Origin of the sequence: Arthrobacter sp. NPDC093139 (assembly GCF_044754165.1) — a bacterium.
Lineage (GTDB): Bacteria > Actinomycetota > Actinomycetes > Actinomycetales > Micrococcaceae > Arthrobacter.
The window spans coordinates 283,908-305,546 of the sequence record NZ_JBIVOO010000004.1 but is presented as its reverse complement, the minus strand read 5'-3'; the positions used below and the strand labels follow the sequence as shown (position 1 = coordinate 305,546).

The window sequence follows — 21,639 nt, the reverse complement described above, 5'->3', positions numbered from 1 at the left end:
CTAATCCGTCGTGCGTTCCGGTTGGAAATGTCGCGATACAACAGCTGACTTCACCACTGAATCGAGCAATAACGCATGTCTGAAACCACCACCAACACTGCGGTAGCCACTGCATCGCGCAGTGACCTGCGCAACGTCGCGATTGTGGCCCACGTTGACCACGGCAAGACCACCCTGGTTGACGCCATGCTCAAGCAGACCAATTCCTTTGCCGAGCACAACCACCTCGAAGACCGCGTGATGGACTCGGGTGACCTGGAGCGCGAAAAGGGCATCACCATCCTGGCCAAGAACACCACGGTGGCCTACAACGGTCCGTCCTCCAACGGTGAGACCATCACCATCAACGTCATCGACACCCCCGGCCACGCCGACTTCGGCGGCGAGGTGGAGCGCGGTCTGTCCATGGTTGACGGCGTCGTGCTGCTGGTCGATTCTTCCGAGGGCCCGCTGCCGCAGACCCGCTTCGTGCTCCGCAAGGCCCTCGCCGCACACCTGCCGGTTATCCTGCTGGTCAACAAGACCGACCGTCCCGACGCCCGCATCGACGAAGTTGTCCACGAGTCCATGGACCTGCTCCTGGGCTTGGCTTCGGACCTCGCCGACGAAGTTCCGGACCTGGATCTGGACAAGGTTCTTGAAGTTCCCGTCGTTTACGCCGCTGCCAAGGTTGGCCGCGCGTCCCTGGAGCAGCCGGCCAACGGCTCCGCCCCGGACAACGAGGACCTGGAACCGCTGTTCAAGACCATCATCGAACACATCCCCGCGCCCACGTACAACCCCGAAGGTGTCCTGCAGGCGCACGTCACCAACCTGGACGCTTCCCCGTTCCTGGGCCGCCTTGCCCTGCTGCGCATCTACAACGGCACGCTGCGCAAGGGCCAGCAGGTTGCCTGGGCCCGCGCCAACGGCGAGCTGAAGACCGTGAAGATCACCGAGCTGCTGGCCACCAAGGCGCTGGACCGCGTTCCGGCTGAATCCGCAGGCCCCGGTGAGATCGTGGCTGTCGCCGGCATCGAGGAGATCACCATCGGTGAAACCCTGACCGACGCCGAGAACCCGCAGCCGCTGCCGCTGATCACCGTGGACGATCCCGCGATCTCCATGACCATCGGTATCAACACCTCCCCGCTGGCCGGCAAGGTCAAGGGCGCCAAGGTCACGGCCCGCCAGGTCAAGGACCGCCTGGACAAGGAACTGATCGGTAACGTCTCCATCAAGGTTCTTCCCACTGAGCGTCCCGACGCCTGGGAAGTCCAGGGCCGTGGTGAGCTCGCGCTGGCCATCCTCGTGGAGCAGATGCGCCGCGAAGGCTTCGAACTCACGGTCGGCAAGCCGCAGGTTGTTACCCGGACCATCGACGGCAAGATCCACGAGCCGATGGAGCACATGACCATCGACGTGCCGGAAGAGTACCTGGGTGCCGTCACGCAGCTCATGGCCGCCCGCAAGGGCCGCATGACCAACATGGCCAACCACGGCACAGGATGGTGCCGCATGGAGTTCATCGTCCCGGCCCGCGGCCTCATCGGTTTCCGCACCAAGTTCCTCACCGACACCCGCGGTGCAGGCATCGCGTCCTCGATCTCCGAAGGCTACGAGCCCTGGGCCGGCCCGATCGAGTACCGCACCAACGGTTCCATGGTTGCCGACCGCGCCGGCGTGGTGACCCCGTTCGCCATGATCAACCTGCAGGAACGCGGTTCCTTCTTCGTGAAGCCCACGTCCGAGGTCTACGAGGGCATGATCGTCGGCGAGAACTCCCGAGCCGATGACATGGACGTCAACATCACCAAGGAGAAGAAGCTCACCAACATGCGTGCCGCTTCATCGGACTCCTTCGAGAACCTGACGCCGCCGCGCGAGCTGACCCTTGAAGAGTCGCTGGAATTCGCCCGCGAGGACGAGTGCGTGGAGGTCACCCCGGAGGACATCCGCATCCGCAAGGTCATCCTGGACACCAACGAGCGTGCCAAGGCCAACCGCGCCCGCGCAAAGGCATAACCGCAACCATCCGCCAGGTACGGATACCGCGTGAATAAGAGAGCTGCCGGCATGGCAGGCGGTCTGGCCGCCGCCGTGCCGGCAGCTCTTTTTGCTGCCTTCGCCGGTACAGCCCTGCACCGCCAGCAGCTGGCGGCCGCCGACGTCGTGCTGCCGCTCGGCGCGGTAGCGGCGCTGGTGCTGCTGGGATCCCTCCAGCTGCTGGTGGGGGCGGCCTTCCGTTCGCTGGTGCCGACGGCGGCCACAGGGGTTCTCTGCTACGTCCTGGCAGGCTGGTGGTCCACCATGCCGGCCGGCAAGCGCCTCATCGCGGGGGACCCGGCCGGGAACATGTGGGTGTACGGGATCGCTGTCGTCACCGTGCTGATGCTGGCGTGGTGCCGACGGTACCGCAGGCGGAGCCCGGCAGCGCAGACGCCCGTCGGGCCTGTCCCGGCGGCAGCAGCGGGAGAACAGGGCTAATCTGCCGTTGGATCCCGGTGGTGGGCGATCATCAGGGAGGTGGCCTCGCCGTCGTCGTCGGCCGGAAGGGCCATGTACTCGTCCAGCACCGCGCGGAGCTTTCCCAGCATCTCCTGCCGCCGGGCCGCGTTGAACTTCACGCCCAGCCTCCACACCTCAATGTCCTCCGGCGGAAGGTCCCGAGTTTCCTGCACGAACGTTTCAATGAGGATGGGGGCCACATTGTCCACGGACGTGCTCCAAGACTTGCGGCTGGCAATGTAGGGGACCTCAGCTGCGCCCCGCCGTCCCTTCCGGCGTTCCTCTGCCAGCAGGAAGCCGGTGCGCACCAGCGTGCGCACATGATGAAGGCTGGAAGCAGGGTTGATGCCCAGCAATTCGGCGATTTCCTTGTTGGTGCGGGCCTGGTGGAGGCACAGCCGCAGGATCCGGAGCCTGATCGGGGAGCTGAGCGCACGGCCCTTCGCCACCAGGTCCGCATCATCGCTTTCCGGGGCGGATGTCATAGCGCCAGTCTAGCCAGCAAAAAGTGATTGACATATATCAATCACCACTGGAAACTGAGTCGGTGACAGCCGACCGGACCGCCACAGGTCAAGCATCCAGATCGCTGTTGCTGGACCGCAACTTCACCACTTTTTGGGCCGGGCAGGCCATGAGCCAGTTCGGTGCCCAGCTGGGGCAACTGGCGTTTCCGGTCCTCGCCGTGTCCATGCTGCAGGCCTCGGAATTCGAGGTTGGCGTGCTGAATGCCGCGGGCCTCGCCGCATTCCTCATTCTGGGACTCCCGGCCGGCGCTTGGGTGGACCGCTGGCTGAAGCGTCCGACCATGATCCAGGCCGACCTCACCCGGATGGCTGCAATGGCAGCGGTTCCGCTGCTGTGGTGGGGAGGGATGCTGGAGATCTGGCACCTCTATGTCATCGCGGCGATCGTTGGCACGGCCACGGTGTTCTTCGACGTCTCATATCAGAGCTACGTCCCGGTCCTCGTCGCTCCCGGCCAGGTCAACCAGGCCAACTCCAAACTGGAAGGCACGGCCCAGGTCGCCAGGATCGGCGGACCGGCCGTGGGTGGCCTGCTGCTGGCGGTGGTCACTGCACCTGTGCTGTTTGTGGGCGAAGCCGTCGGCTACCTCCTGTCCGCCGCCTTCCTCGCCCGCACGCGTGACCGGGAGGTGGCCGCCGCCCGGGGGGACCGCCGTCCGCTGCGCGTCGAGATCAAAGAGGGGCTCGCCTTCGTGATCCGGCATCCCCTCATCAGCCGGATAGCGGCCTGCACGGCAGCCATGAATTTCTTCGGCATGGTTATCTTTACCATGATGCCGGTGCTGATCCTGCGGAACCTTGGATTCGGGCCGCAGGGGATGGGACTCGTCATGGCCGTGGGTGCGGCGGGGGGACTGCTCGGGGCGGTGGCGGCACCGCGGGTGGCGGCAAGGGTGGGCGAGGGTACGGTCATACCGCTCTGCGCGGTTGCCAGCTCGGTTTTCCTGGTGCCACTGCCGCTGGCCGCCATGGCCTCCGAGCCGGGGGTTTCGCTGGCACTGCTGCTCCTGTCGGAGCTCTGTTTCGGCTTTGTTGTCCTGATCTACAACATCATGCAGCTCAGCATGCGCCAGCGCGTGTGTCCGCCCCGCCTGCTTGGCAGGATGAACGCGTCCATCCGGTTTATTGTCTGGGGGGTGATGCCCCTGGCCGCCCTGGCGTCCGGGTTCCTCGCCGAGCACCTCGGCCTCATCGCGGTGATTTGGATCGGAACGGCCGGCAGTTTCCTCGCGGCGGCCCCGGTGGTGTTTTCGCCGTTGCGGGGAATGCGCACGCTGCCCAGCCAGGTCGAGGGCGCCTGACCCGACGGGCAGGGTCTCAGCCGGCGGTGCGCGGGCTGCGCCGCGCAGGCGGGGGCGGTACCTGCTTGGCGGCGACCACCCGGTCGAGGTGGATGACGACGTCGGCAGTGCGGGTGCGCACGGTACAGTCGGTGACGCCGCACTCCAGGAGGTCTCCCAGGGCGTCCGTGAACCCGCCGTCGATCCGGTAGCGGACCACCACCCGGGTTCCGGGCGACGCGGCGGCGAGGAATTCACGGGCTGAAGGCGGTGTCACACTCACGGGTTCATCGTATGCCGCGTCCCGAGTGTGACGCGCCGCTTCGTTCGCGGAGCGGGGCTGGGAGATAATAGGCTCTGAAGTCGATAGACCGGCATGCAGGCCGGAAGCACCAGCCGGCCAGCCGCCGGTAACAACGTGGAGAGGCAAGGGACGTGACGTACGTAATCGCGCAGCCGTGTGTAGATGTCAAGGACAAGGCATGTATTGAGGAGTGCCCCGTCGATTGCATCTATGAAGGCGAGCGTTCCCTCTACATCCATCCGGATGAGTGCGTCGACTGCGGCGCCTGCGAGCCTGTCTGCCCCGTCGAAGCCATCTACTACGAGGATGACACCCCGGAGGAATGGGCCGACTACTACAAGGCCAACGTCGAGTTCTTCGATGACCTGGGTTCGCCGGGCGGTGCCGCCAAGGTCGGCAACACCCACACGGACCACCCCATGATTGCAGCGCTGCCCCCGCAGAACCAGGATCACTGAGGCGCGTAAGTGACTACAGCTGTGCGCAGTTTCGGCCTGAGCCTGCCCGACTACCCATGGGAGGCCATGGCGCCGTATGTGGCCAAGGCGGCCGAACACCCGGGCGGACTGGTGAATTTGTCCATCGGCACGCCCGTGGACCCCACGCCCACGGTGATTCAGGATGCGCTCCGTGCCGCGGCGGACGCCCCCGGCTATCCCACTGTCCACGGGACGGCGGCGCTCCGGGAAGCTATTGCGGCCTGGTTCGCGCGGCGCCGCGGTGTGGAAAGCCTAGACCCGCACGATGTCATGCCGACGGTCGGTTCCAAGGAGCTGGTGGCGTGGCTGCCGTTCCTGCTGGCACTGCGGCCGGGCGACGTCGTGGTCCGCCCCACGGTCGCCTATCCGACCTACGACATCGGAGCCACCTTTGCCGGCGCCACCGCCGTAGCGGCTGACGATCTCGACGAACTGGACGCCGCCACCCGCGCCAAAGTCCGCCTGGTCTGGGTCAATTCACCGGGCAATCCGACGGGAAGCGTCCGGGACGCACGGTCGCTCCGGAAAATCGTCGACCAGGCCCGCGAAATCGGCGCCCTGGTGGCCTCGGACGAATGTTACGCGGAGCTTGGCTGGGGCGAATGGGACCTTCAGCGGGGCGGAGAAGCCGTGCCCAGCGTCCTTGACCCGCGCGTCTCCGGCGGTTCGCATGAAGGGCTGCTCGCTGTGTACTCGCTGAGCAAGCAGTCCAACCTCGCCGGCTACCGTGCTGCGTTTGTCGCCGGTGACCCGGCCATCATGGCCAGTCTCGTGAACAGCCGGAAGCACGCCGGCATGATCGTGCCGTACCCGGTTCAGGAAGCCATGCGCGTTGCCCTCGGGGACGATGCGCACGTGCAGGCGCAGAAGGACCTGTACCGAGGCCGCCGTGATCGCCTTGTTCCGGCCCTTGAAACCTTCGGGCTGAAAATCCATGAATCGCATGCCGGGCTTTACCTCTGGTCCACGGCAGGGGAAGCCACCTGGGACACGATCTCCCGGCTGGCTGAGCGCGGCATCGTTGCCGGGCCGGGCGTGTTTTATGGGGACGCCGGAAACGGCTACGTGAGGGTGGCGCTGACCGGTTCCGACGAACGGATCGATGCCGCCGTGGCCCGGCTGGCTGAAACAGCGTGACAGGCGCCCGTCCGGGCATTCCTGAAGGCCGCCGGGCAAAGCCTTTCCGGCTGCCGTGGCCGCGTAACAATACATGTGACACGCGCCACAAGTTGGGTGTTTTTGGGGGCATTCGGGGCCCGCGGATTAGTGGCAGGGTGAAAGTGGCGGTACTTTTTAACTGACTATCAATGGTGGCTTTCTACAAGAAGGCAGCACGGCCGTTGGACGTCCCGCCGGTGCGGGGGTCCCCGCGCGGCTCACCTGATGTTGGATCAAGCTTTCTACAGAGGCCCAGAAGCCTCATGAAGGGGACTCCATGACTGAGACCACCAGCGCAACCTTGCGCCACGCAGGCGGCGAGCTCGAACTCCCGCGCATCAAGGTTGTCGAGGGAAACGAAGGCTACGACGTTTCCAAACTGCTGAAGCAGACCGGCGCCGTCGCCTTTGACCCTGGCTTCATGAACACCGCCGCCACAACGTCCGCGATCACCTACATCGATGGGGACGCAGGGATCCTGCGGTACCGCGGTTACCCGATCGAGCAGCTCGCACAGCACTCCAGCTTCCTCGAAGTCTCCTACCTGCTGATTTACGGAAACCTGCCGACTCCCGCCGAGCTGGAGGACTTCGACCAGCGGATCCGCCGCCACACGCTTCTGCACGAGGAGCTGAAGGGCTTCTTCGGCGGCTTCCCGCGGGACGCACACCCCATGCCCGTGCTGTCCTCGGCCGTCTCCGCGCTGTCCACGTTCTACCAGGACTCGCTGGACCCGTTCAACGCCGAGCAGGTGGAAGTCTCCACCATTCGCCTCATGGCCAAGCTCCCGGTCATCGCTGCTTACGCCCACAAGAAGTCCATCGGGCAGCCGATGCTGTACCCGGACAACTCCATGAACCTCGTGGAGAACTTCCTCCGCCTGAGCTTCGGCCTGCCTGCCGAGCAGTACGAGCTGGACCCGGTGGTCGTCAAGGCCCTCGACCTGCTCCTGATCCTGCACGCCGACCACGAGCAGAACTGCTCCACCTCCACGGTGCGCCTGGTGGGTTCCTCCAACGCCAACCTGTTCGCCTCCGTGTCCGCAGGAATCAACGCCCTGTTCGGCCCCGCGCACGGCGGGGCCAACGAGGCTGTCCTGAAGATGCTCCGCCAGATCCAGGCCGACGGCACCAAGCCCGAGGACTACATGGAGAAGGTCAAGAACAAGGAAGACGGCGTCCGCCTCATGGGCTTCGGGCACCGCGTTTACAAGAACTACGATCCGCGTGCCAAGATCGTCAAGGCCACCGCACACGAGATCCTCGGCAAGCTCGGCGGCAACGACGAACTGCTGGACATCGCCATGCGCCTCGAAGAGAAGGCCCTGAACGACGACTACTTCATCCAGCGCAAGCTCTACCCGAACGTGGACTTCTACACCGGCCTGATCTACAAGGCCATGGGCTTCCCGGAGAAGATGTTCACCGTGCTGTTCGCGATCGGACGCCTGCCCGGCTGGATCGCACAGTGGCGCGAGATGATCAGCGACCCCACGACAAAGATCGGCCGCCCGCGCCAGCTCTACACAGGATCGCCGGAGCGCGACTACCCTGCCAGCTAACGTCCCCGGACAATACAACGACGACGGCGGCCGCCCACCCTCAGGTGGGCGGCCGCTGCTTTTGAGTCCGGCGGGCCTGCCGGTGGCTCCAGCACAAGCGTGCTAAAACGAGGAGTGCCGAAAATTGTAGATGCCGCCGTCCGTCGCCGGGAGATCGTCGATGCTGTCTGCCGGATTATTGGTTCTGACGGGCTGGAGCGGGCTTCCCTCCGTGAGGTCGCGGACGAGGCGGGGCTGGCTGTCGGTTCTGTGCGCCACTACTTCGCGAGCAGCGAGGAGCTGCTGACATTCTCCTTCGCGGCTGTCGTGGACCGCATCGTGGCACGCCTGGACCGCGCGTACGGGCATTTGGCCATGACGCCCGCCGGCAGTGAAGAACACCATGCTGCCGTTTTAACCCTGCTGAGTGAATTCCTGCCTGTGGATGAGGAGAGGGCACTGGACGCCTGCGCTTGGCTGGCCTTCAAAAACGCCGCCAGGATCCGGCCTTTCCTGGCTGCGGAGGCGGACAGAAGCCACCGGGCGGTGGCCGCCGTCGTCGGGCAGCTGGTCACCCGGCTGGTGGATGAAGAGGGAGGTGACCGGCAGCGGCTGGTCATCGAAGCGGAACGGCTGCTTGCCACGCTGGACGGCCTGATGATGCATGCGCTCCTGCAGCCGGGATGGATGACGCTGGAAATGTGCCGGGACGTGCTGGAGTCTCATGTGGCGGGGCTGGGAAGGACCGCAGCCGCCAGCCATTAACGTCCCCCGGCTGGGGGAATAGACTGGAGCCGGAGAGCGGGTAACCGTTGGCAAGCGGGGCGAACATCAATAAGCCAAGGAGGCATACGGATGCAGCACACAGGCGGTCCAGGCTGGCGGATCACCATGGACACGTCGGGGCCCTTGCTCATCGCCCTTTACATACGAGATGTCGCCGGGCTGGACGGTGCTGGCTTCCCTGCGCTGTCCCATGCAGCTCCAAAAATCAGGCACGCGGACCATTCGCATCTGACCGCAGAGGTCGGCGGGATCAGCGCCCTGAAAACCGAATGGGAAGCCTGGTGGGAACAGCTGCTGAAGGCGCACCCGCAGATGTCCCCGGAGCTGTCGCCGCCGGGCTTCAGAGCCTTTGCCAATTCCCCTGCCCTGCGGAGGGTCCTGCAGGCTCACTTCGGCGCCGCCCTGACGTGGGCGCGCGAACGCCGCAAGGAGTATGCAGAGCTGGAGGCTGAGCGGGTGGCCGGCGGCTCGGGGCACCTGTTGGAGGACATCGTGGAAGACCGCCTGCTGGAAGTGGGCAGGAACTCGCGGGACTTCGACCTGACCATCATCGAACTGCCCCTCGACGAGCAGCGGGCATGGTTCCTGGAGCCGGACAAAATCATTATGAGCCATGACCTGCTGCAGCAACCGGAAGTGTTCCGGAGCTACGTCCAGCCGGTTGTGGAAATGCTGGTGTAGGCAGGACTTTATCCCGCCGGAGCCTCGGCAAAGGTCACCGTTACGGTGCCGCCGCTGCCGGCCGACTCCTGCCACCCGTTGCGTGCCTGCCGGTTCCAGCTCATTCCGTCGACATCCACCTGCACCACAGCAAATTCCTTGGCGTTTGCAACTGCCCAATGCGCAAGCGACCATGCCAGGTCATCTGCGGCCTCCAGTACCAGCGTCTGGCCGGTGGCAGATGCAGGAAGGCTCCCGTACTGTGCCTGCAGTTCGCCGAGGAACGCCGCAGGGTCACCCGCATGCTCAGGAGAGCGGAGTGTGCAGTCCAGCGCGGCGTGCGTCTGCCCGCTCAGGGCCGAGGCGAAGGAGCGGCCCATCGCCTCATGCTGGGCATACGCGCGCGGATACGCCGAGCGCTGCACACGCTGCGCAGCTTCGGTGACATCCATGCCTTCGTAGCCCTGCACCTTTACCAGTGCGTCGTAAAAGGCATTGGTCGCGTAGTGCGGATCCATGACCTGTTCCGTGCTGCCCCAGCCCTGGGACGGGCGCTGCTGGAAAAGACCGCGGGAGTCCGGTCCTGCGAGGTCACCGTGGTCGATGTTCCGCAGCTTGGACTCCTGCATGGCGGTGGCCAGGGCAATGCTGGCGGCTCGCGGTGGCAGTCCGCGCCGCACAGAGATGGCGGCGACGAGTGCGGCGTTTGCTGCCTGGTCAGTGGCCAGTTCAGCCTGCTGGGATCCGACGGCGGCCACGCACCCTTCCGTGATCAGCCGCTCCGATTTCTGCAGCAGGGCTGCGGCGGTGTAAACGCCTCCGCCGACAAGCGCGACGGAGAGCGCCGCAACGATCGCTCCGCGCACCTTGCGTCGGCGTGTCACGTGAGTACTCCCTTAAGACCGGAGTCGGCCGGCAGCAGTGCCGGCCGACTCCGGACGGTCAGTTGGCATGCAGGGCGTCGTTCAGCTCCACCGTCTGGCCCTTGCGGGGAAGCACTTCCACTTCGCCTGTGGTGGAGTTGCGGCGGAACAGCAGGTTCGGGACGCCCGACAGTTCCACGGCCTTGATGATCCGGCTGGTGTCCTCACCGTCGGCGTCCTTGGCACCGACGACGCGCACGCGGGTGCCGGCAGTGATGTAGAGCCCGGCCTCCACAACGGAGTCGTCGCCGATGCTGATGCCCACGCCCGAGTTCGCGCCGAGGAGGACCCGCCGGCCCAGGGCAATCTTTTCCTTGCCGCCGCCGGAAAGGGTGCCCATGATTGATGCGCCGCCGCCGACGTCAGTGCCGTCGCCCGCCACGACACCGGCGGAGATGCGGCCCTCGACCATGGACGTGCCCAGCGTTCCGGCATTGAAGTTAACGAAGCCCTCGTGCATGACCGTGGTGCCCTCGGCGAGGTGGGCACCGAGGCGGACGCGGTCGGCGTCGGCAATGCGGACGCCGGTCGGTACAACGTAGTCCACCATGCGCGGGAACTTGTCAACGCCAAAGACGGTCACGGCGCCGCGCTTGCGCAGCTTGGCGCGGGTCAGCTCGAAGCCGTCCACTGCGCACGGACCGAAGTTGGTCCACACGACGTTCGGGAGCTTGCCGAAGATGCCATCGAGGTTGATGGTGTTGGGACGGACCAGGCGGTGTGAGAGCAGGTGCAGCCGCAGGTAGGCGTCTGCCGTGTCGGCCGGTGCTTCATCCAGGTTGATCTGGACGAACACCACTTTCTGTTCCGTGCCGCGGTCGGCGTCGGTGCCGGCGGCGGCGATGTCGGCGAGCGTCTCATCGGCGTTCTCGATTGCGCGGAGTGCTTCGGCTGCCACGCCCAGGGCGGGCTCCGGGAACCAGACGTCGAGCACCGTGGCGTCCCCATTGCGGGTGGCGATGGTGGCCACCCCGAATCCATAGGCCGAACGGGAATCGTCGGACAGGGTCTGGGCAGCGGGCACGGCGGAAGAAGCGGTTTCAGTCATGGCCCAAGTCTATCGAGCCGAGCTGCGCCCGCCGAAACGCGCCCCGGGGATAGAGTTGGATGGTGATTGCCGAAACCGCACCCATAACCCTCGACCTCCGCCAGGACGTGGCGCTGCTGACAGCCGCGCTGATCGACATCAACAGCGTGTCGGGCAACGAAACGGAGCTTGCCGACGCCGTGGAGGTGGCCCTGCGGCAGCTCCCCGGCCTTAACCTGCTGCGCGACGGGGACGCCATCATCGCCCGCACATCCCTCGGACGGTCCGAGCGCGTCATCCTGGCCGGCCATCTGGACACAGTGCCGCTGCCGGTCACCGGGGAGTCACTGGGGACGGTGCCCTCCACCTGGCCGTCTGGTGTTGCCGGCGACGGCGTCCTGTACGGCCGGGGTGCCACCGACATGAAGGGCGGCGTAGCCGTCCAGCTGGCCTTGGCGGCCTCCCTGTTCGACGGCGGTGCCGAGCCGTCCAAGGATGTCACCTTCGTTTTCTACGACCATGAGGAAGTGGAGGCCGTGAAGAGCGGCCTTGGAAGGCTCGTGCGCAACCACGGACCGCTTCTCGAAGGAGACTTTGCCATCCTCCTGGAGCCGACGGACGGCACCGTGGAGGGAGGCTGCAACGGCACCATGCGGCTGCAGGCCACCACTCAGGGCGAAGCGGCGCACTCAGCGCGCGCCTGGATGGGACGGAACGCCATCCACGCCGCCGCGCCCATCCTCGAACGGCTCGCGGCCTACGAGCCGCAGACCATCAACGTGGACGGACTGGATTACCGCGAAAGCCTCAACGCCGTGAAGATCCAGGGAGGCACGGCGGGCAACGTCATACCGGACCGCTGCGTCGTCGAGATCAACTACCGCTTCGCGCCGGACAAGACGCCTGACCAGGCCGAGGCCCATGTGCGGGCACTGCTCGAGGGGTTCGACGTCGTCCGTACGGACAGCGCAGCCGGAGCGCGGCCCGGACTTAACCACCCTGCCGCCGCCTCGTTCGTGGCCGCCGTGGGTGCGGAACCCAAACCCAAATACGGCTGGACCGACGTCGCGCGTTTCAGTGAACTGGGCGTCCCCGCGGTGAACTTCGGGCCGGGCGATGCTTTGCTTGCGCACAAGGACAACGAACACGTCGAGGCCGAAGCCGTACGTGCCTGCCTGCGGGCGCTGCAGAAGTGGCTGGCCTGACGCCGGCACATCACTGCGAACGAAGGCCCGCAACCTGATGGTTGCGGGCCTTCGTTTCGTAGTGGCTCCCGGATTGATTACCGTGCGATCTACTTGATCACGGTGGTCACGCCGGCGGTGGGGGCTTTCGCGACACCGCCTGCTGCCTTCTTGGAGCCGTGGCGCTCAATCCAGATGGCGAGGCGCGACACGGCCAGGTTGATGGCTATGTAGATCGCCGCCGCCACGAAGAACACGGGGAACAGGAACTGCGGCCCCAGGAAGTCAGCCATGACCTGTACGGCACGCAGGAGCTCGCCGTACGCGACGATGTAGCCCAGTGAGGTGTCCTTCAGAAGGACCACGAGCTGGGCCACCAGGGACGGAAGCATGCGCCGGATGGCCTGCGGCAGTTCGACGCTGAGCCGTGACTGGAAGCTGGTCAGACCGATCGCCAGGCCGGCTTCGCGCTGTCCCTTGGGGAGGGACTGGATGCCGGCGCGGATGATCTCGGCGAAGATCGCCGCGTTGTACAGGACCAGCCCGGCCACGACCGCGATGAAGGGACTGGTGGCGAACACCAGCAGGACAAACAGCATCATCAGCACCACGGGCATGCCCCGGAAAAATTCCAGCACGATGCGGGTGGGAACCCGGATCCATGCAACATCCGAGATGCGCATGAGGCAAAGCAGGAGCCCCAGCGGGAACGCGATCACCGCTGCGATGGCGGCAGCACTCAACGTGGCGCCGATGCCGTCGAAGATCAGTGTCCAGACATCCGCCTGCCCGAAGATAGCCCATCTCCGCGCCTCGAAGATTCCCTGTTGGGCGAGCGTGAAAAGGGCAAGTGCGAGGAGGCCGGCAATGAGGACGACACCGATGACCGAGCCGATCAGCGAGATTCTGCGGGCTTTGGGCCCCGGGACGTCGTAGAGAACGGATGTCATCGCGCGATCGCCACCTTTCGTTCGACCTGGTGAGCGATGTAGCCCAGCGGCACAGTGATCAGGAGATAGAAGAATGCAACGCCCGCGAGGACCCACATGACGGCGTCGCCGTGGTCATTGGCCAGCTGCTTGCCGTAGCCGAACAGTTCCAGCACGAAGAATGCGCCAGCCACGGAGGAGTTCTTGACGAGCGCGATGAGGATGTTGATCATGGGCGGAATCACCGTGCGCAGGGCCTGGGGAAGGATGATCAAGGACAGTACCTGGCCGAACGTCATGCCGATGCTGCGCGCTGCCTCTGCCTGGCCCACGGGGACGCTGTTGACGCCCGAGCGGACTGCTTCGGCGATGAAGGCAGCCGTGTAAGCGCTCAAGGCGATGATGGCGGCGATTTCGAACTGCTGGAAGGTCACCCCCAGCCGGGGGAGGACCACCGCGGCGAAAAAGAAGGCGATGGTCAGCGGAGTGTTACGCACCACCTCCACGTAAGCCATGCTGAATCCGCGGAGCGCCGCCACGGGGGATACGCGGGCTGCTGCCAGCAGTGTGCCCGCCACGAGGGCAATGATGCCGGAAACGACGGCCAGGAACAGGGTTCTGAGAAAGCCGTCCCAATACTGCGGGAGGCTTTCAATGATGACGTCCATAGGGTCCTTCAGCTGCGTTTGGGGGAAATTGTTCGGAAAAAGGAGCGGCGGTCACCGGTGCCGGGGATGCCCGGCCGCCGGTGACCGCCACGCCTGCTCTAGTAGCGGTCGATGGCGGGAAGTTCAGGTGCCGTCTTGATGACCGCACCGGCTGTGTCCTCCCAGGCCTTCTTGTAGGACCCGTCCTTGGCGAATTCCTCAAGCTGGTCGTTGATCCAGTTACGGAAGACGGTGTCGTCCTTCTTCAGGCCAATGCCGTAAGGCTCCTTGGTGAAGGTCTCGTCCGACGCCAGCTTGAAGGCATCCGGCTCCTTGTTCACGAAGCCGGCAAGGATCACGTTGTCAGTGGTGATGGCCTCCACCTGCTTGTTGCGCAGCGGCTCAAGGCAGGCCGAGTAGGTGGCGGCCGGAACTAGGATGGCGCCGTACTTCTCCACGATGGTGCCGGCAGGTGTGGAACCGGTCACGGAGCAGACGTTCTTGCCTTTGACGTCCTCAGGCTTGGTGATGGACGTGTTGTCCTTGTTCACCATGAGCGCCTGTCCTGCTTCGTAGTAAGGACCGGCGAAGTCGACCTCGGTCTTGCGCTTGTCGTTGATCGTGTAGGTGGCGACGATCAGGTCCACCCTGCCCTGCTTGATGAACTGCTCGCGGTTGGCGGAGACGGTTTCGACCCATTCGATCTTGTCAGCCGGGATTCCCAGCTTGGCTGCGATGAGCTTGCCGATCTCCACGTCAAAGCCGACCGGCTTGCCGTCCAGGCCCTTCTGGCCGAACAGGGGCTGGTCGAACTTGGTGCCGATCGTCACCTTGCCGGCTGACGAGAGCTTCTCCATCGTGGAGCCTGCAGCGAAACTCGGTTTCTCCACGGGCGAAGGGTTGGTGCCGGTGCCGCCGCCGCCGCCGCAAGCGCTCAGAGTCAGCGCCAGGGCTGCGGATGCTGCTACGAGAAGGGATTTCCTTCGGGTCAAAAATGCCTTCATGACATTCCTTTCATTGGGCGGCCGATAGCGGCCAGGGTGAACCCGGAGGGTTCAGTGAGTGAGGAGCTTGGACAGGAAATCCTTGGCCCGGCTGCTCTGGGGATTGGTGAAGAATTCTTCGGGCGTGGCATCCTCCACGATCTGACCGTCCGCCATGAACACGACGCGGTCCGCAGCCTTGCGGGCGAATCCCATCTCGTGCGTCACGACGATCATGGTCATGCCTTCCTTCGCCAGCTGGATCATGACGTCCAAGACCTCGTTGATCATTTCGGGGTCCAGGGCCGACGTCGGCTCGTCAAAGAGCATGACCTTAGGCTTCATGGCGAGTGCGCGGGCGATGGCCACGCGCTGCTGCTGGCCGCCGGAGAGCTGGGCCGGGAGTTTCGGAGCCTGGTGGCCGACTCCGACGCGCTCGAGCAGGGCCATGGCTTCCTTGTCCGCTTCCGCCTTGGACATGCCCTTAACCTTGATCGGCCCGAGGGTGACGTTTTCAAGGATGGTTTTGTGGGCAAAGAGGTTGAACGACTGGAAGACCATTCCGACGTCGGCGCGGAGGCGCGCGAGCTCCTTGCCTTCCTCGGGCAGCATCTTGCCGTCAATCGAAATGTCGCCGTCATCAATCGTTTCAAGGCGGTTGATGGCGCGGCACAGCGTGGACTTGCCCGAGCCCGAAGGCCCGATGACCACAACGACCTCGCCCTTGCGGACCTGGAGATTGATGTCCTTCAGAACATGCAGCTGGCCGTAATGCTTGTTCACGGCATTCAGGGAGACGAGCGCATTGCCGGGCACTTGAGTAGTCATGGAAAGAATCTATCGAACATCACGCACTTATGACCGCAATCACTCCGACTTCCTGCTGATCGTAATTCAAGAGATACCTGCACGTCAGCAGGTTAGCCTTGGACGATGAGCATCAACGCAGATCCGTCTAAATCCGCCCAGCCCCGCCGTAAAGGGCCCCTCGAGCTGCGCCGCAAGCAGGCTGCGGTGGAGATGTCGGACCAGCGGCTGCTTGATACCAAGGGCCCGGGCCACTTCATCCACACCGATCCATGGCGTGTCATGCGGATCCAGAGTGAATTCGTGGAAGGCTTCGGAGCGCTGTCCGACCTCGGCCAAGCCGTCAGTGTCTTCGGTTCGGCGCGCACGAAACCGGGCAGCATGTACTACGAAATGGGCGTCGACGTGGGACGCAAGCTGGCGGAAGCGGGGGTCGCCGTCATCACGGGTGGCGGTCCGGGATCCATGGAGGCCGCCAACAGGGGAGCCGTGGAAGGCAACGGCGTCTCCGTCGGTCTCGGAATTGAGCTGCCGTTCGAACAGGGCCTGAACCAGTGGGTGGACCTGGGCATCAACTTCCGTTACTTCTTCGCGCGGAAGACCATGTTCGTCAAGTATGCGCAGGGCTTCATCGTCCTTCCGGGCGGCCTCGGCACGCTTGACGAGCTGTTCGAAGCAATGGTCCTGGTCCAGACGCAGAAGGTGACTTCGTTCCCCATCGTTCTTCTGAGCACCACCTTCTGGGGGCCCATGATCGAGTGGATCAAGGGCACCCTGGTGGCCGAGGGCATGGTGTCCGAGAAGGACCTGGACCTGATCCAGGTGGTGGACACCGCGGAAGAAGCCGTCAACCTCGTCCTCCACGGACATGTCCGCCCGCCGTCGGCCAACGGGGACCAGCGGCCTGAGTAGCGGCGGCGCCGGGGTCTGGCACCATGGGTGATGTGAGTTTCTTCCTTGTCTTCCTTGCGATCGTCCTGATCGGGGTCACGGCTGTCATCGGGACAGACCTCGGGGCTCGAATCCTCCGAAGAAAACGCCCCACCAGCATGGTGTTCGACGACGGCTTTGAGGAGCCTGTGGCCTCGCTGCCGCCGGTCCTGCTGCCGGCTGAGGCCAAGCCGGCCGACGTCGACCGTGTCCGGTTTTCCCTGGGGCTGCGAGGGTACCGGATGGATCAGGTAGACCAGGTGCTTGATGAGCTGAGGGACCAGCTTGCCTCCAAGGATGCCGAAATCGCCGGTCTGCGCGCCCATCTTCGCGGCCAGGGCTCCGGCGTTGTCCCCGCGGAGCAGTCCGTGGCGGCGGACATTGCGGCAGCGGACCATGCAGCAACGGACCATGCAGCAACGGACCATGCTGCACCGGGCCTTGCAGCAACGAACCATGGAGCAACGGCGGAGCCGCCCATGCAGGCAGACCGGCGTGTGGCAGAGGAGCAGTCTTGACCGGTTCCGCCTCCGGTCACGGCCCGCAGGCCGCCGGAGCATCCGGCGGGCCAGGCTCCCGTCCACGCACAGACAGCAATGAATGGACAGCGTCCGGCACCCCCGAGGTGCGTCGGCCCTCTGCAGTGACGGGTGCGTTGAGCGCAGCCGTGGCACGTCTGTGGGCGGCGGCTGCACAATGGCCGTGGTGGCTCCAGGTCGTGGTGATTTACGCGGCGGCCAGGCTGGTCAGTGCGTGCATCTTCATGTCGGCCGCGCTGCACCAGGGCGTCAACCCCTGGTTCCCGGCCAAGCCCGACTACTGGCATTTCATCAACATCTGGGACGCCCGCTGGTATGGCGAGGTCATCGTCAATGGCTATCCCTCAGAGCTTCCGGTCGACGAAGCGGGGAACGTCCAAGAAAACGCCTGGGCTTTTTATCCGCTCTTCCCGCTGCTGGGGCGGACTCTCTCGGCGGCCACGGGCATCGATCCGGGAGTCGCCCTCACGCTCATCGCAATGCTGGCAGGCCTCGGTGCGTCCCTCGTGGTCTACGCCTTGTTCCGCCACCGGGCAGCTCATGTGCCGTCGCTGTGGGCCGTGGCGTTCTTTGCCTGCTTCCCCGTCTCGCCGGTACTGCAGGTTCCGTACGCCGAGTCCCTGAACATCCTCCTGCTGGCGTCGGCGCTCCTGCTGGTACTCCGCCGGCATTACCTTGCGGCGATCCCGGTGGCCGTGCTGATGTGTTTGTCCAGGCCCACGGGTGTTCCGTTCGCAGCCATGGCCGGGATCCTCTTCCTCTACCGCCTCTGGGAGGCGTGGCGGGGCGTCCGGCAGAAGACTGCCGCCGGTCTTCAAGCACAAACGGCGGCCCACAGTCCGCGGGAACTGTGGTCGCTGGCCGGTCTGACCGCAGCCTGTGGGGCAGCAGCGGTCCTGTGGCCAGCCATCGCGTGGGCAGCAACCGGCGACATGGAGGCTTATACCAAGACCGAAACCGTGTGGCGCGGGCACGACCTCGTGCCATTCAAACCCTGGTTCGATACCGGTGTGCTCCTGTTCGGCCCGGTGCTGGGCATCGTGGCGCCGTTCGCTTTTGTAGCCGTGTTCGCGCTGCTCATGCTCTCGCGCCCTGTGCTGCAGCTGGGTGAGGAACTGCGGCTGTGGTGCGCCTGCTACATGGGATACCTGCTGGTGTTCCTGCACCCGCAGACCAGCACCTTCCGCATGCTGCTGCCGCTGTTTCCGCTGGCCCTGGGTGCGGCTTTGGTCTCGCGGTCGAGGGCCTACCGCGGAGCTGTCCTGACCATGTTCGTCCTGCTTCAGATCGTCTGGGTGGTCTGGCTGTGGGCCTGGGCTGAGCTGCCCGGCGGCGGGGACTATCCGCCCTGATGCCGTGGCCACACCTGCGCCGCCGCCGTGTGAATCCGTGCCCCATCGAATATCCATCGATTAGCTACAGACGGGTAATTACAGGATAATAGGAGCTAAGCAAGGACAAAAAGCATTCGAAGAGTTCAGTCATGGCGGCTGCCGAACCGGCCGCCATAGCGGCTTGTTTGACCATGCGGACTCAGCCCGTCCGGGCTGCTCGGTCCTGGGACTACTGGAGGGGATATTCCTCATGGCGGCTATGAAACCACGCACCGGCGACGGCCCTATGGAAGTAACCAAGGAGGGCCGCAGCCTGATCATGCGTGTGCCGCTCGAAGGTGGGGGGCGGCTGGTGGTTGAACTCAATGCCGCCGAGGCGGCCAACCTCAAGGAATGCCTCGTCGGCGTTACGGAATAGATTGCCAGGCAGGGCCTGCACCGGAAAGGTGCGCGCCCTGCCTTACTTCTTAAGCGCGGCCTTACTTCTTGACCGCTACCAGCAGGCCGTCGCCGGTGGGCAGCATCGCGGACGCGAGCCGGTCGTCGTCGCGGACGGCTTTGCCCACCTGCCGCAGCACCACCGTGGTGGCGTCACGGGCGGCAGGGTTGGAGACGCGGTCCTTGTCCAGGGCATCGTTGACGATCAGGAGGCCGCCGGATTTGAGCAGGCGCACGGCCTGGTCCACGTAGCGCGGGAAGTTGGGCTTGTCCCCGTCGACAAACACCAGATCGTATGCGGCGTCTGTCAGCCTGGGCAGGACGTCCCCGGCACGGCCGGAAATGGTGCGCGTCCGGTTCGCGGGGCTGCCGGCTTCCTGGAAGGCCTCGCGTGCTGCTTTGAGGTGCTCGACATCCACATCGATGGTGGTCAGCACCGCCTGCGGACCCAGGCCGCGAAGGAGGCAGACACCGGACACCCCGGCGCCGGTGCCAATCTCGACGGCCGTCTGGGCCTTTGACGCTGCGGCCAGAACCGTCAGCACGGCCCCGACCCCGCGGCCGATGGGCGTTACGCCCAGTTCGAACGAACGTTCCCGGGCGCGCAGCAGGACCTCATCCTCGGCAGGCAGATCTTCTGCGTAGGACCAGCTCGTGGACTTATCGGCGCTCATGGGTTTCGCTTTCTGGGCGGCAGGTGGATGTTTCTAACAGAGTACTGTGTCCGGCGGCATGGCGCGGGAAGGTGACGGCGGGACAGGCTGTGATGCCGGATACCACGGGCGCCCGGCCGCCGCCGGCTCTGTTTCGGTTGCGCCTACGGCTAAAGGGGGACCCACAGTCAGGAAATTCCCAGCGAAGTTTGAAATGATAATTATCCGCTCATCCAAGTGGTGATCGGCGCCGAACCAATGATGTAAACCGCATCAGGCGTTAGTACATCCACGAGGGGAGTGGACGATGTCAGGATCAGTTGTGGCACCTGTCCCTGCAGTTGAAGAGTCCGGGGCCGACTGGGTCAGGCCTACCTGGGAAGAGGTGGTGACCAACCACTCGGCAAAGGTCTACCGGCTTGCGTATCGCCTCACCGGTAACAAGTACGACGCCGAGGACCTCACCCAGGAGGTGTTCGTCCGCGTCTTCCGTTCCCTGGAGAATTTCAAGCCCGGCACGCTCGACGGCTGGCTGCACCGCATCACCACCAACCTGTTCCTCGATCAGGCCCGGCGCAAGAGCCGGATCCGCTTCGACGCGCTGGCGGAGGATGCCGAGTCCCGCCTTCCGGGGCGCGAGCCGGGACCCGAGCAGAGTTTCGAGCTCAACAATTTGGACCTGGACGTCCAGGCTGCGCTGGAGGAGCTTCCCCCGGACTTCCGGGCGGCGGTAGTGCTGTGCGACCTGGAGGGCCTGTCCTACGATGAGGTTGCCGAAGCGCTGGGCGTGAAGCTCGGTACGGTGCGCTCGCGCATTCACCGTGGCCGCACCATGTTGCGTGAAAAGCTTGCCCACCGCGATCCGAGGCCGCAGCAGGCACGCAAGCCGCGCCTCAAGCTGCCCCGCATCGCCGGCGTTCTCTGATCGGCGCCATGCATCAACTGAACCGCTTGCTGCATAAGGCCAAGAAGTCGGCCGCATCCTTGCCCCTGGCAGGGTCTCGGCATCCGGGTACCCCTGACCACGTCCGAGGGTGCGCCGATTGCGCCGCTGCCCTCCGCCGGCAGCGCGAGTATCTTGCACGGCTTCGGCAAGCAGCTGTCCCGGCGGCGAGCGACGAGCTGACAGCTCGGCTGCTGCTCAACACCCGGGAACTGGCCATGGCTTCGGCCGCGCCGGCCCCGCAGGCACACCCGTTCAGGCTGGCAGGCCTGGCCGCCGGTGGCGTTGCCATCGTGGCTGCGGGTGCCGTCATGGCGGGCGCGTACATCGCCGCCGGGGAACCGCGGCCGTACGCAGCCGCTGCTTTCTCAGGACAGGCGGAGCGTTCCGCGGACGCCGCCGGCAGCGGCGGAACGGAGGCCGGGGACAGCTCCGGCGCGGATGTGTCAGCGGATCCCGCAGCCGGCTCGAACGTGGCGGTTCTGCGTTCGCACGGCTGGGCCTGCCCCGATCTCCAGGTCATGGGCTTCCACATCGTGTCTGCCACGTCAAAGGTCTACGCTGGCCGGCCGGCCGTGGAGCTGCGCCTCTCGGACGGACAGCACACGGCAACTGTCCTCGAACAGCGCTCAGCGCCGGCAGCCAGCAACCCGGAGCTGCCCGCGGCGTCCGCCCTGCCGGAGGTGCCGGTCAACCCCCTGACGGGGCACCCCGCCAGCAGCGATGGCTTCGTGGCCGTCAATGCGGCCGGTCCCGCAGGGGCGGGACGGCTCTGGATCAAGGCCACCGCCCCGTGGAGCGCCATTTACCAGACCGGCAGGAGCACATTCACGTACGTATCGGACCTGCCCGCGCACGCTGCTGACGATGCCGTCGCAGCCTTGGCTGCGGCCGGACGCCCTGTAAGCCAGGTCGGTTTGGACCATGGCGTGGCGGCAGACCCCGGCCCGGAGACGCGAGGTTCAGGCGATGAGTCAGTCGTGGAAAGACTGGAACGCGGGCTGCGCAGACTCGCCCTGCACTTGGACAAGATGACCGGGCACCTGGCGCGGTGATGCGGCGCTGCGCCGCCGTGACGGCG

24 protein-coding genes are annotated in these 21,639 nt (G+C 65.2%); 15 read left to right on the top strand and 9 right to left on the bottom strand.

What is annotated here, in order from left to right; all coding sequences use genetic code 11:
- Positions 1 to 75: 75 nt before the first annotated feature.
- A complete protein-coding gene (gene typA, locus ACIP90_RS09285) occupies positions 76 to 2,004 on the top strand; it encodes a translational GTPase TypA (RefSeq protein ID WP_400578783.1) in 1,929 nt (642 codons plus the stop codon).
- Positions 2,005 to 2,034: 30 nt separating this feature from the next.
- The gene (locus ACIP90_RS09280; protein WP_400578781.1) at positions 2,035 to 2,466 is read left to right on the top strand and encodes a hypothetical protein; all 432 of its coding nucleotides are present in this window, start codon (positions 2,035 to 2,037) and stop codon (positions 2,464 to 2,466) included.
- Here the strand turns inward: ACIP90_RS09280 and ACIP90_RS09275 are convergent.
- Positions 2,463 to 2,972, bottom strand: coding sequence for an ArsR/SmtB family transcription factor (locus tag ACIP90_RS09275; RefSeq protein WP_400578779.1), 510 nt, complete (start codon positions 2,970 to 2,972; stop codon positions 2,463 to 2,465). The two genes, ACIP90_RS09280 and ACIP90_RS09275, sit on opposite strands and share 4 nt — an antisense overlap.
- Before the next feature lie 62 nt (positions 2,973 to 3,034).
- Between ACIP90_RS09275 and ACIP90_RS09270 the strand changes: the two genes are divergently transcribed.
- Positions 3,035 to 4,315: an MFS transporter gene (locus ACIP90_RS09270; protein ID WP_400578777.1), complete on the top strand. Its 1,281-nt coding sequence runs from the start codon at positions 3,035 to 3,037 to the stop codon at positions 4,313 to 4,315.
- Between the two features lie 16 nt (positions 4,316 to 4,331).
- Here the strand turns inward: ACIP90_RS09270 and ACIP90_RS09265 are convergent, their stop codons facing one another.
- Positions 4,332 to 4,577: a hypothetical protein gene (locus tag ACIP90_RS09265; protein WP_400578775.1), complete on the bottom strand. Its 246-nt coding sequence runs from the start codon at positions 4,575 to 4,577 to the stop codon at positions 4,332 to 4,334.
- 152 nt (positions 4,578 to 4,729) lie between these two features.
- Between ACIP90_RS09265 and fdxA the strand changes: the two genes are divergently transcribed.
- From fdxA to ACIP90_RS09240, 5 genes are all read left to right on the top strand, one after another.
- A complete protein-coding gene (gene fdxA / locus ACIP90_RS09260) occupies positions 4,730 to 5,056 on the top strand; it encodes a ferredoxin (protein WP_028269445.1) in 327 nt (108 codons plus the stop codon).
- A gap of 9 nt (positions 5,057 to 5,065) precedes the next feature.
- Positions 5,066 to 6,214: a succinyldiaminopimelate transaminase gene (gene dapC / locus ACIP90_RS09255; RefSeq protein WP_400578772.1), complete on the top strand. Its 1,149-nt coding sequence runs from the start codon at positions 5,066 to 5,068 to the stop codon at positions 6,212 to 6,214.
- Between the two features lie 298 nt (positions 6,215 to 6,512).
- Positions 6,513 to 7,796: a citrate synthase gene (locus ACIP90_RS09250; protein WP_400578770.1), complete on the top strand. Its 1,284-nt coding sequence runs from the start codon at positions 6,513 to 6,515 to the stop codon at positions 7,794 to 7,796.
- Positions 7,797 to 7,910: 114 nt separating this feature from the next.
- Positions 7,911 to 8,540 carry a TetR/AcrR family transcriptional regulator gene (locus tag ACIP90_RS09245; RefSeq protein WP_400578768.1) on the top strand — a complete coding sequence of 210 codons (630 nt, stop codon included), beginning with the start codon at positions 7,911 to 7,913 and terminating at the stop codon, positions 8,538 to 8,540.
- 90 nt (positions 8,541 to 8,630) lie between these two features.
- Positions 8,631 to 9,242, top strand: a complete 612-nt coding sequence (locus ACIP90_RS09240; RefSeq protein ID WP_400578766.1) for a hypothetical protein — start codon at positions 8,631 to 8,633, stop codon at positions 9,240 to 9,242.
- Positions 9,243 to 9,250: 8 nt separating this feature from the next.
- Here the strand turns inward: ACIP90_RS09240 and ACIP90_RS09235 are convergent, their stop codons facing one another.
- Both ACIP90_RS09235 and dapD read right to left on the bottom strand, forming a co-directional pair.
- A complete protein-coding gene (locus tag ACIP90_RS09235) occupies positions 9,251 to 10,105 on the bottom strand; it encodes a hypothetical protein (protein WP_400578764.1) in 855 nt (284 codons plus the stop codon).
- Between the two features lie 58 nt (positions 10,106 to 10,163).
- On the bottom strand, positions 10,164 to 11,192 hold the full coding sequence (gene dapD / locus ACIP90_RS09230; protein ID WP_400578762.1) for a 2,3,4,5-tetrahydropyridine-2,6-dicarboxylate N-succinyltransferase: 1,029 nt from the start codon (positions 11,190 to 11,192) through the stop codon (positions 10,164 to 10,166).
- Positions 11,193 to 11,251: 59 nt separating this feature from the next.
- On the opposite strand from dapD, the gene dapE reads away from it, so the two are divergent.
- Complete coding sequence (dapE, locus tag ACIP90_RS09225) at positions 11,252 to 12,376, top strand: succinyl-diaminopimelate desuccinylase (protein WP_400578760.1); 1,125 nt, start codon at positions 11,252 to 11,254, stop codon at positions 12,374 to 12,376.
- 89 nt (positions 12,377 to 12,465) lie between these two features.
- Here dapE and ACIP90_RS09220 read toward each other — a convergent pair whose 3' ends face one another.
- The 4 genes from ACIP90_RS09220 to ACIP90_RS09205 form a co-directional block, all read right to left on the bottom strand.
- Positions 12,466 to 13,305 (bottom strand): amino acid ABC transporter permease, encoded by an 840-nt coding sequence (locus tag ACIP90_RS09220; RefSeq protein WP_400578758.1) that lies wholly within the window; start codon positions 13,303 to 13,305, stop codon positions 12,466 to 12,468.
- Positions 13,302 to 13,952, bottom strand: coding sequence for an amino acid ABC transporter permease (locus ACIP90_RS09215; RefSeq protein WP_400578756.1), 651 nt, complete (start codon positions 13,950 to 13,952; stop codon positions 13,302 to 13,304). The genes ACIP90_RS09220 and ACIP90_RS09215 overlap by 4 nt, the downstream gene beginning before the upstream one ends.
- A 98-nt stretch (positions 13,953 to 14,050) precedes the next feature.
- A complete protein-coding gene (locus ACIP90_RS09210; protein WP_400578754.1) occupies positions 14,051 to 14,935 on the bottom strand; it encodes a glutamate ABC transporter substrate-binding protein in 885 nt (294 codons plus the stop codon).
- A gap of 51 nt (positions 14,936 to 14,986) precedes the next feature.
- Complete coding sequence (locus ACIP90_RS09205; protein ID WP_400578752.1) at positions 14,987 to 15,742, bottom strand: amino acid ABC transporter ATP-binding protein; 756 nt, start codon at positions 15,740 to 15,742, stop codon at positions 14,987 to 14,989.
- A gap of 105 nt (positions 15,743 to 15,847) precedes the next feature.
- Between ACIP90_RS09205 and ACIP90_RS09200 the strand changes: the two genes are divergently transcribed.
- The 4 genes from ACIP90_RS09200 (at position 15,848) to ACIP90_RS09185 (ending at position 18,942) form a co-directional block, all read left to right on the top strand.
- Positions 15,848 to 16,633, top strand: coding sequence for a TIGR00730 family Rossman fold protein (locus ACIP90_RS09200; protein ID WP_400578751.1), 786 nt, complete (start codon positions 15,848 to 15,850; stop codon positions 16,631 to 16,633).
- Between the two features lie 32 nt (positions 16,634 to 16,665).
- Complete coding sequence (locus tag ACIP90_RS09195) at positions 16,666 to 17,169, top strand: DivIVA domain-containing protein (protein WP_400578749.1); 504 nt, start codon at positions 16,666 to 16,668, stop codon at positions 17,167 to 17,169.
- Positions 17,170 to 17,294: 125 nt separating this feature from the next.
- Positions 17,295 to 18,542 (top strand): hypothetical protein, encoded by a 1,248-nt coding sequence (locus ACIP90_RS09190; protein WP_400578930.1) that lies wholly within the window; start codon positions 17,295 to 17,297, stop codon positions 18,540 to 18,542.
- A gap of 232 nt (positions 18,543 to 18,774) precedes the next feature.
- On the top strand, positions 18,775 to 18,942 hold the full coding sequence (locus tag ACIP90_RS09185; protein ID WP_009357720.1) for a DUF3117 domain-containing protein: 168 nt from the start codon (positions 18,775 to 18,777) through the stop codon (positions 18,940 to 18,942).
- 61 nt (positions 18,943 to 19,003) lie between these two features.
- On the opposite strand, the gene ACIP90_RS09180 is transcribed toward ACIP90_RS09185, so the two are convergent.
- Positions 19,004 to 19,636, bottom strand: a complete 633-nt coding sequence (locus ACIP90_RS09180) for an O-methyltransferase (protein WP_205655450.1) — start codon at positions 19,634 to 19,636, stop codon at positions 19,004 to 19,006.
- A 286-nt stretch (positions 19,637 to 19,922) separates the two neighbouring features.
- Between ACIP90_RS09180 and sigE the strand changes: the two genes are divergently transcribed.
- Positions 19,923 to 20,540 (top strand): RNA polymerase sigma factor SigE, encoded by a 618-nt coding sequence (gene sigE / locus ACIP90_RS09175; RefSeq protein WP_400578747.1) that lies wholly within the window; start codon positions 19,923 to 19,925, stop codon positions 20,538 to 20,540.
- 8 nt (positions 20,541 to 20,548) lie between these two features.
- Complete coding sequence (locus tag ACIP90_RS09170) at positions 20,549 to 21,613, top strand: anti-sigma factor (protein WP_400578745.1); 1,065 nt, start codon at positions 20,549 to 20,551, stop codon at positions 21,611 to 21,613.
- Positions 21,614 to 21,639: the final 26 nt, after the last annotated feature.

What these genes read in the sequence shown, in the direction of transcription:
- typA (WP_400578783.1), top strand. Translation starts at nt 76, where the DNA reads ATGTCTGAAACCACCACCAACACTGCGGTAGCCACTGCATCGCGCAGT.
- ACIP90_RS09275 (WP_400578779.1), bottom strand. Translation starts at nt 2,972, where the DNA reads ATGACATCCGCCCCGGAAAGCGATGATGCGGACCTGGTGGCGAAGGGC.
- ACIP90_RS09250 (WP_400578770.1), top strand. Translation starts at nt 6,513, where the DNA reads ATGACTGAGACCACCAGCGCAACCTTGCGCCACGCAGGCGGCGAGCTC.
- ACIP90_RS09240 (WP_400578766.1), top strand. Translation starts at nt 8,631, where the DNA reads ATGCAGCACACAGGCGGTCCAGGCTGGCGGATCACCATGGACACGTCG.
- dapD (WP_400578762.1), bottom strand. Translation starts at nt 11,192, where the DNA reads ATGACTGAAACCGCTTCTTCCGCCGTGCCCGCTGCCCAGACCCTGTCC.
- dapE (WP_400578760.1), top strand. Translation starts at nt 11,252, where the DNA reads ATGGTGATTGCCGAAACCGCACCCATAACCCTCGACCTCCGCCAGGAC.
- ACIP90_RS09220 (WP_400578758.1), bottom strand. Translation starts at nt 13,305, where the DNA reads ATGACATCCGTTCTCTACGACGTCCCGGGGCCCAAAGCCCGCAGAATC.
- ACIP90_RS09215 (WP_400578756.1), bottom strand. Translation starts at nt 13,952, where the DNA reads ATGGACGTCATCATTGAAAGCCTCCCGCAGTATTGGGACGGCTTTCTC.
- ACIP90_RS09210 (WP_400578754.1), bottom strand. Translation starts at nt 14,935, where the DNA reads ATGAAGGCATTTTTGACCCGAAGGAAATCCCTTCTCGTAGCAGCATCC.
- ACIP90_RS09205 (WP_400578752.1), bottom strand. Translation starts at nt 15,742, where the DNA reads ATGACTACTCAAGTGCCCGGCAATGCGCTCGTCTCCCTGAATGCCGTG.
- ACIP90_RS09200 (WP_400578751.1), top strand. Translation starts at nt 15,848, where the DNA reads ATGAGCATCAACGCAGATCCGTCTAAATCCGCCCAGCCCCGCCGTAAA.
- ACIP90_RS09185 (WP_009357720.1), top strand. Translation starts at nt 18,775, where the DNA reads ATGGCGGCTATGAAACCACGCACCGGCGACGGCCCTATGGAAGTAACC.
- ACIP90_RS09180 (WP_205655450.1), bottom strand. Translation starts at nt 19,636, where the DNA reads ATGAGCGCCGATAAGTCCACGAGCTGGTCCTACGCAGAAGATCTGCCT.
- sigE (WP_400578747.1), top strand. Translation starts at nt 19,923, where the DNA reads ATGTCAGGATCAGTTGTGGCACCTGTCCCTGCAGTTGAAGAGTCCGGG.
- ACIP90_RS09170 (WP_400578745.1), top strand. Translation starts at nt 20,549, where the DNA reads ATGCATCAACTGAACCGCTTGCTGCATAAGGCCAAGAAGTCGGCCGCA.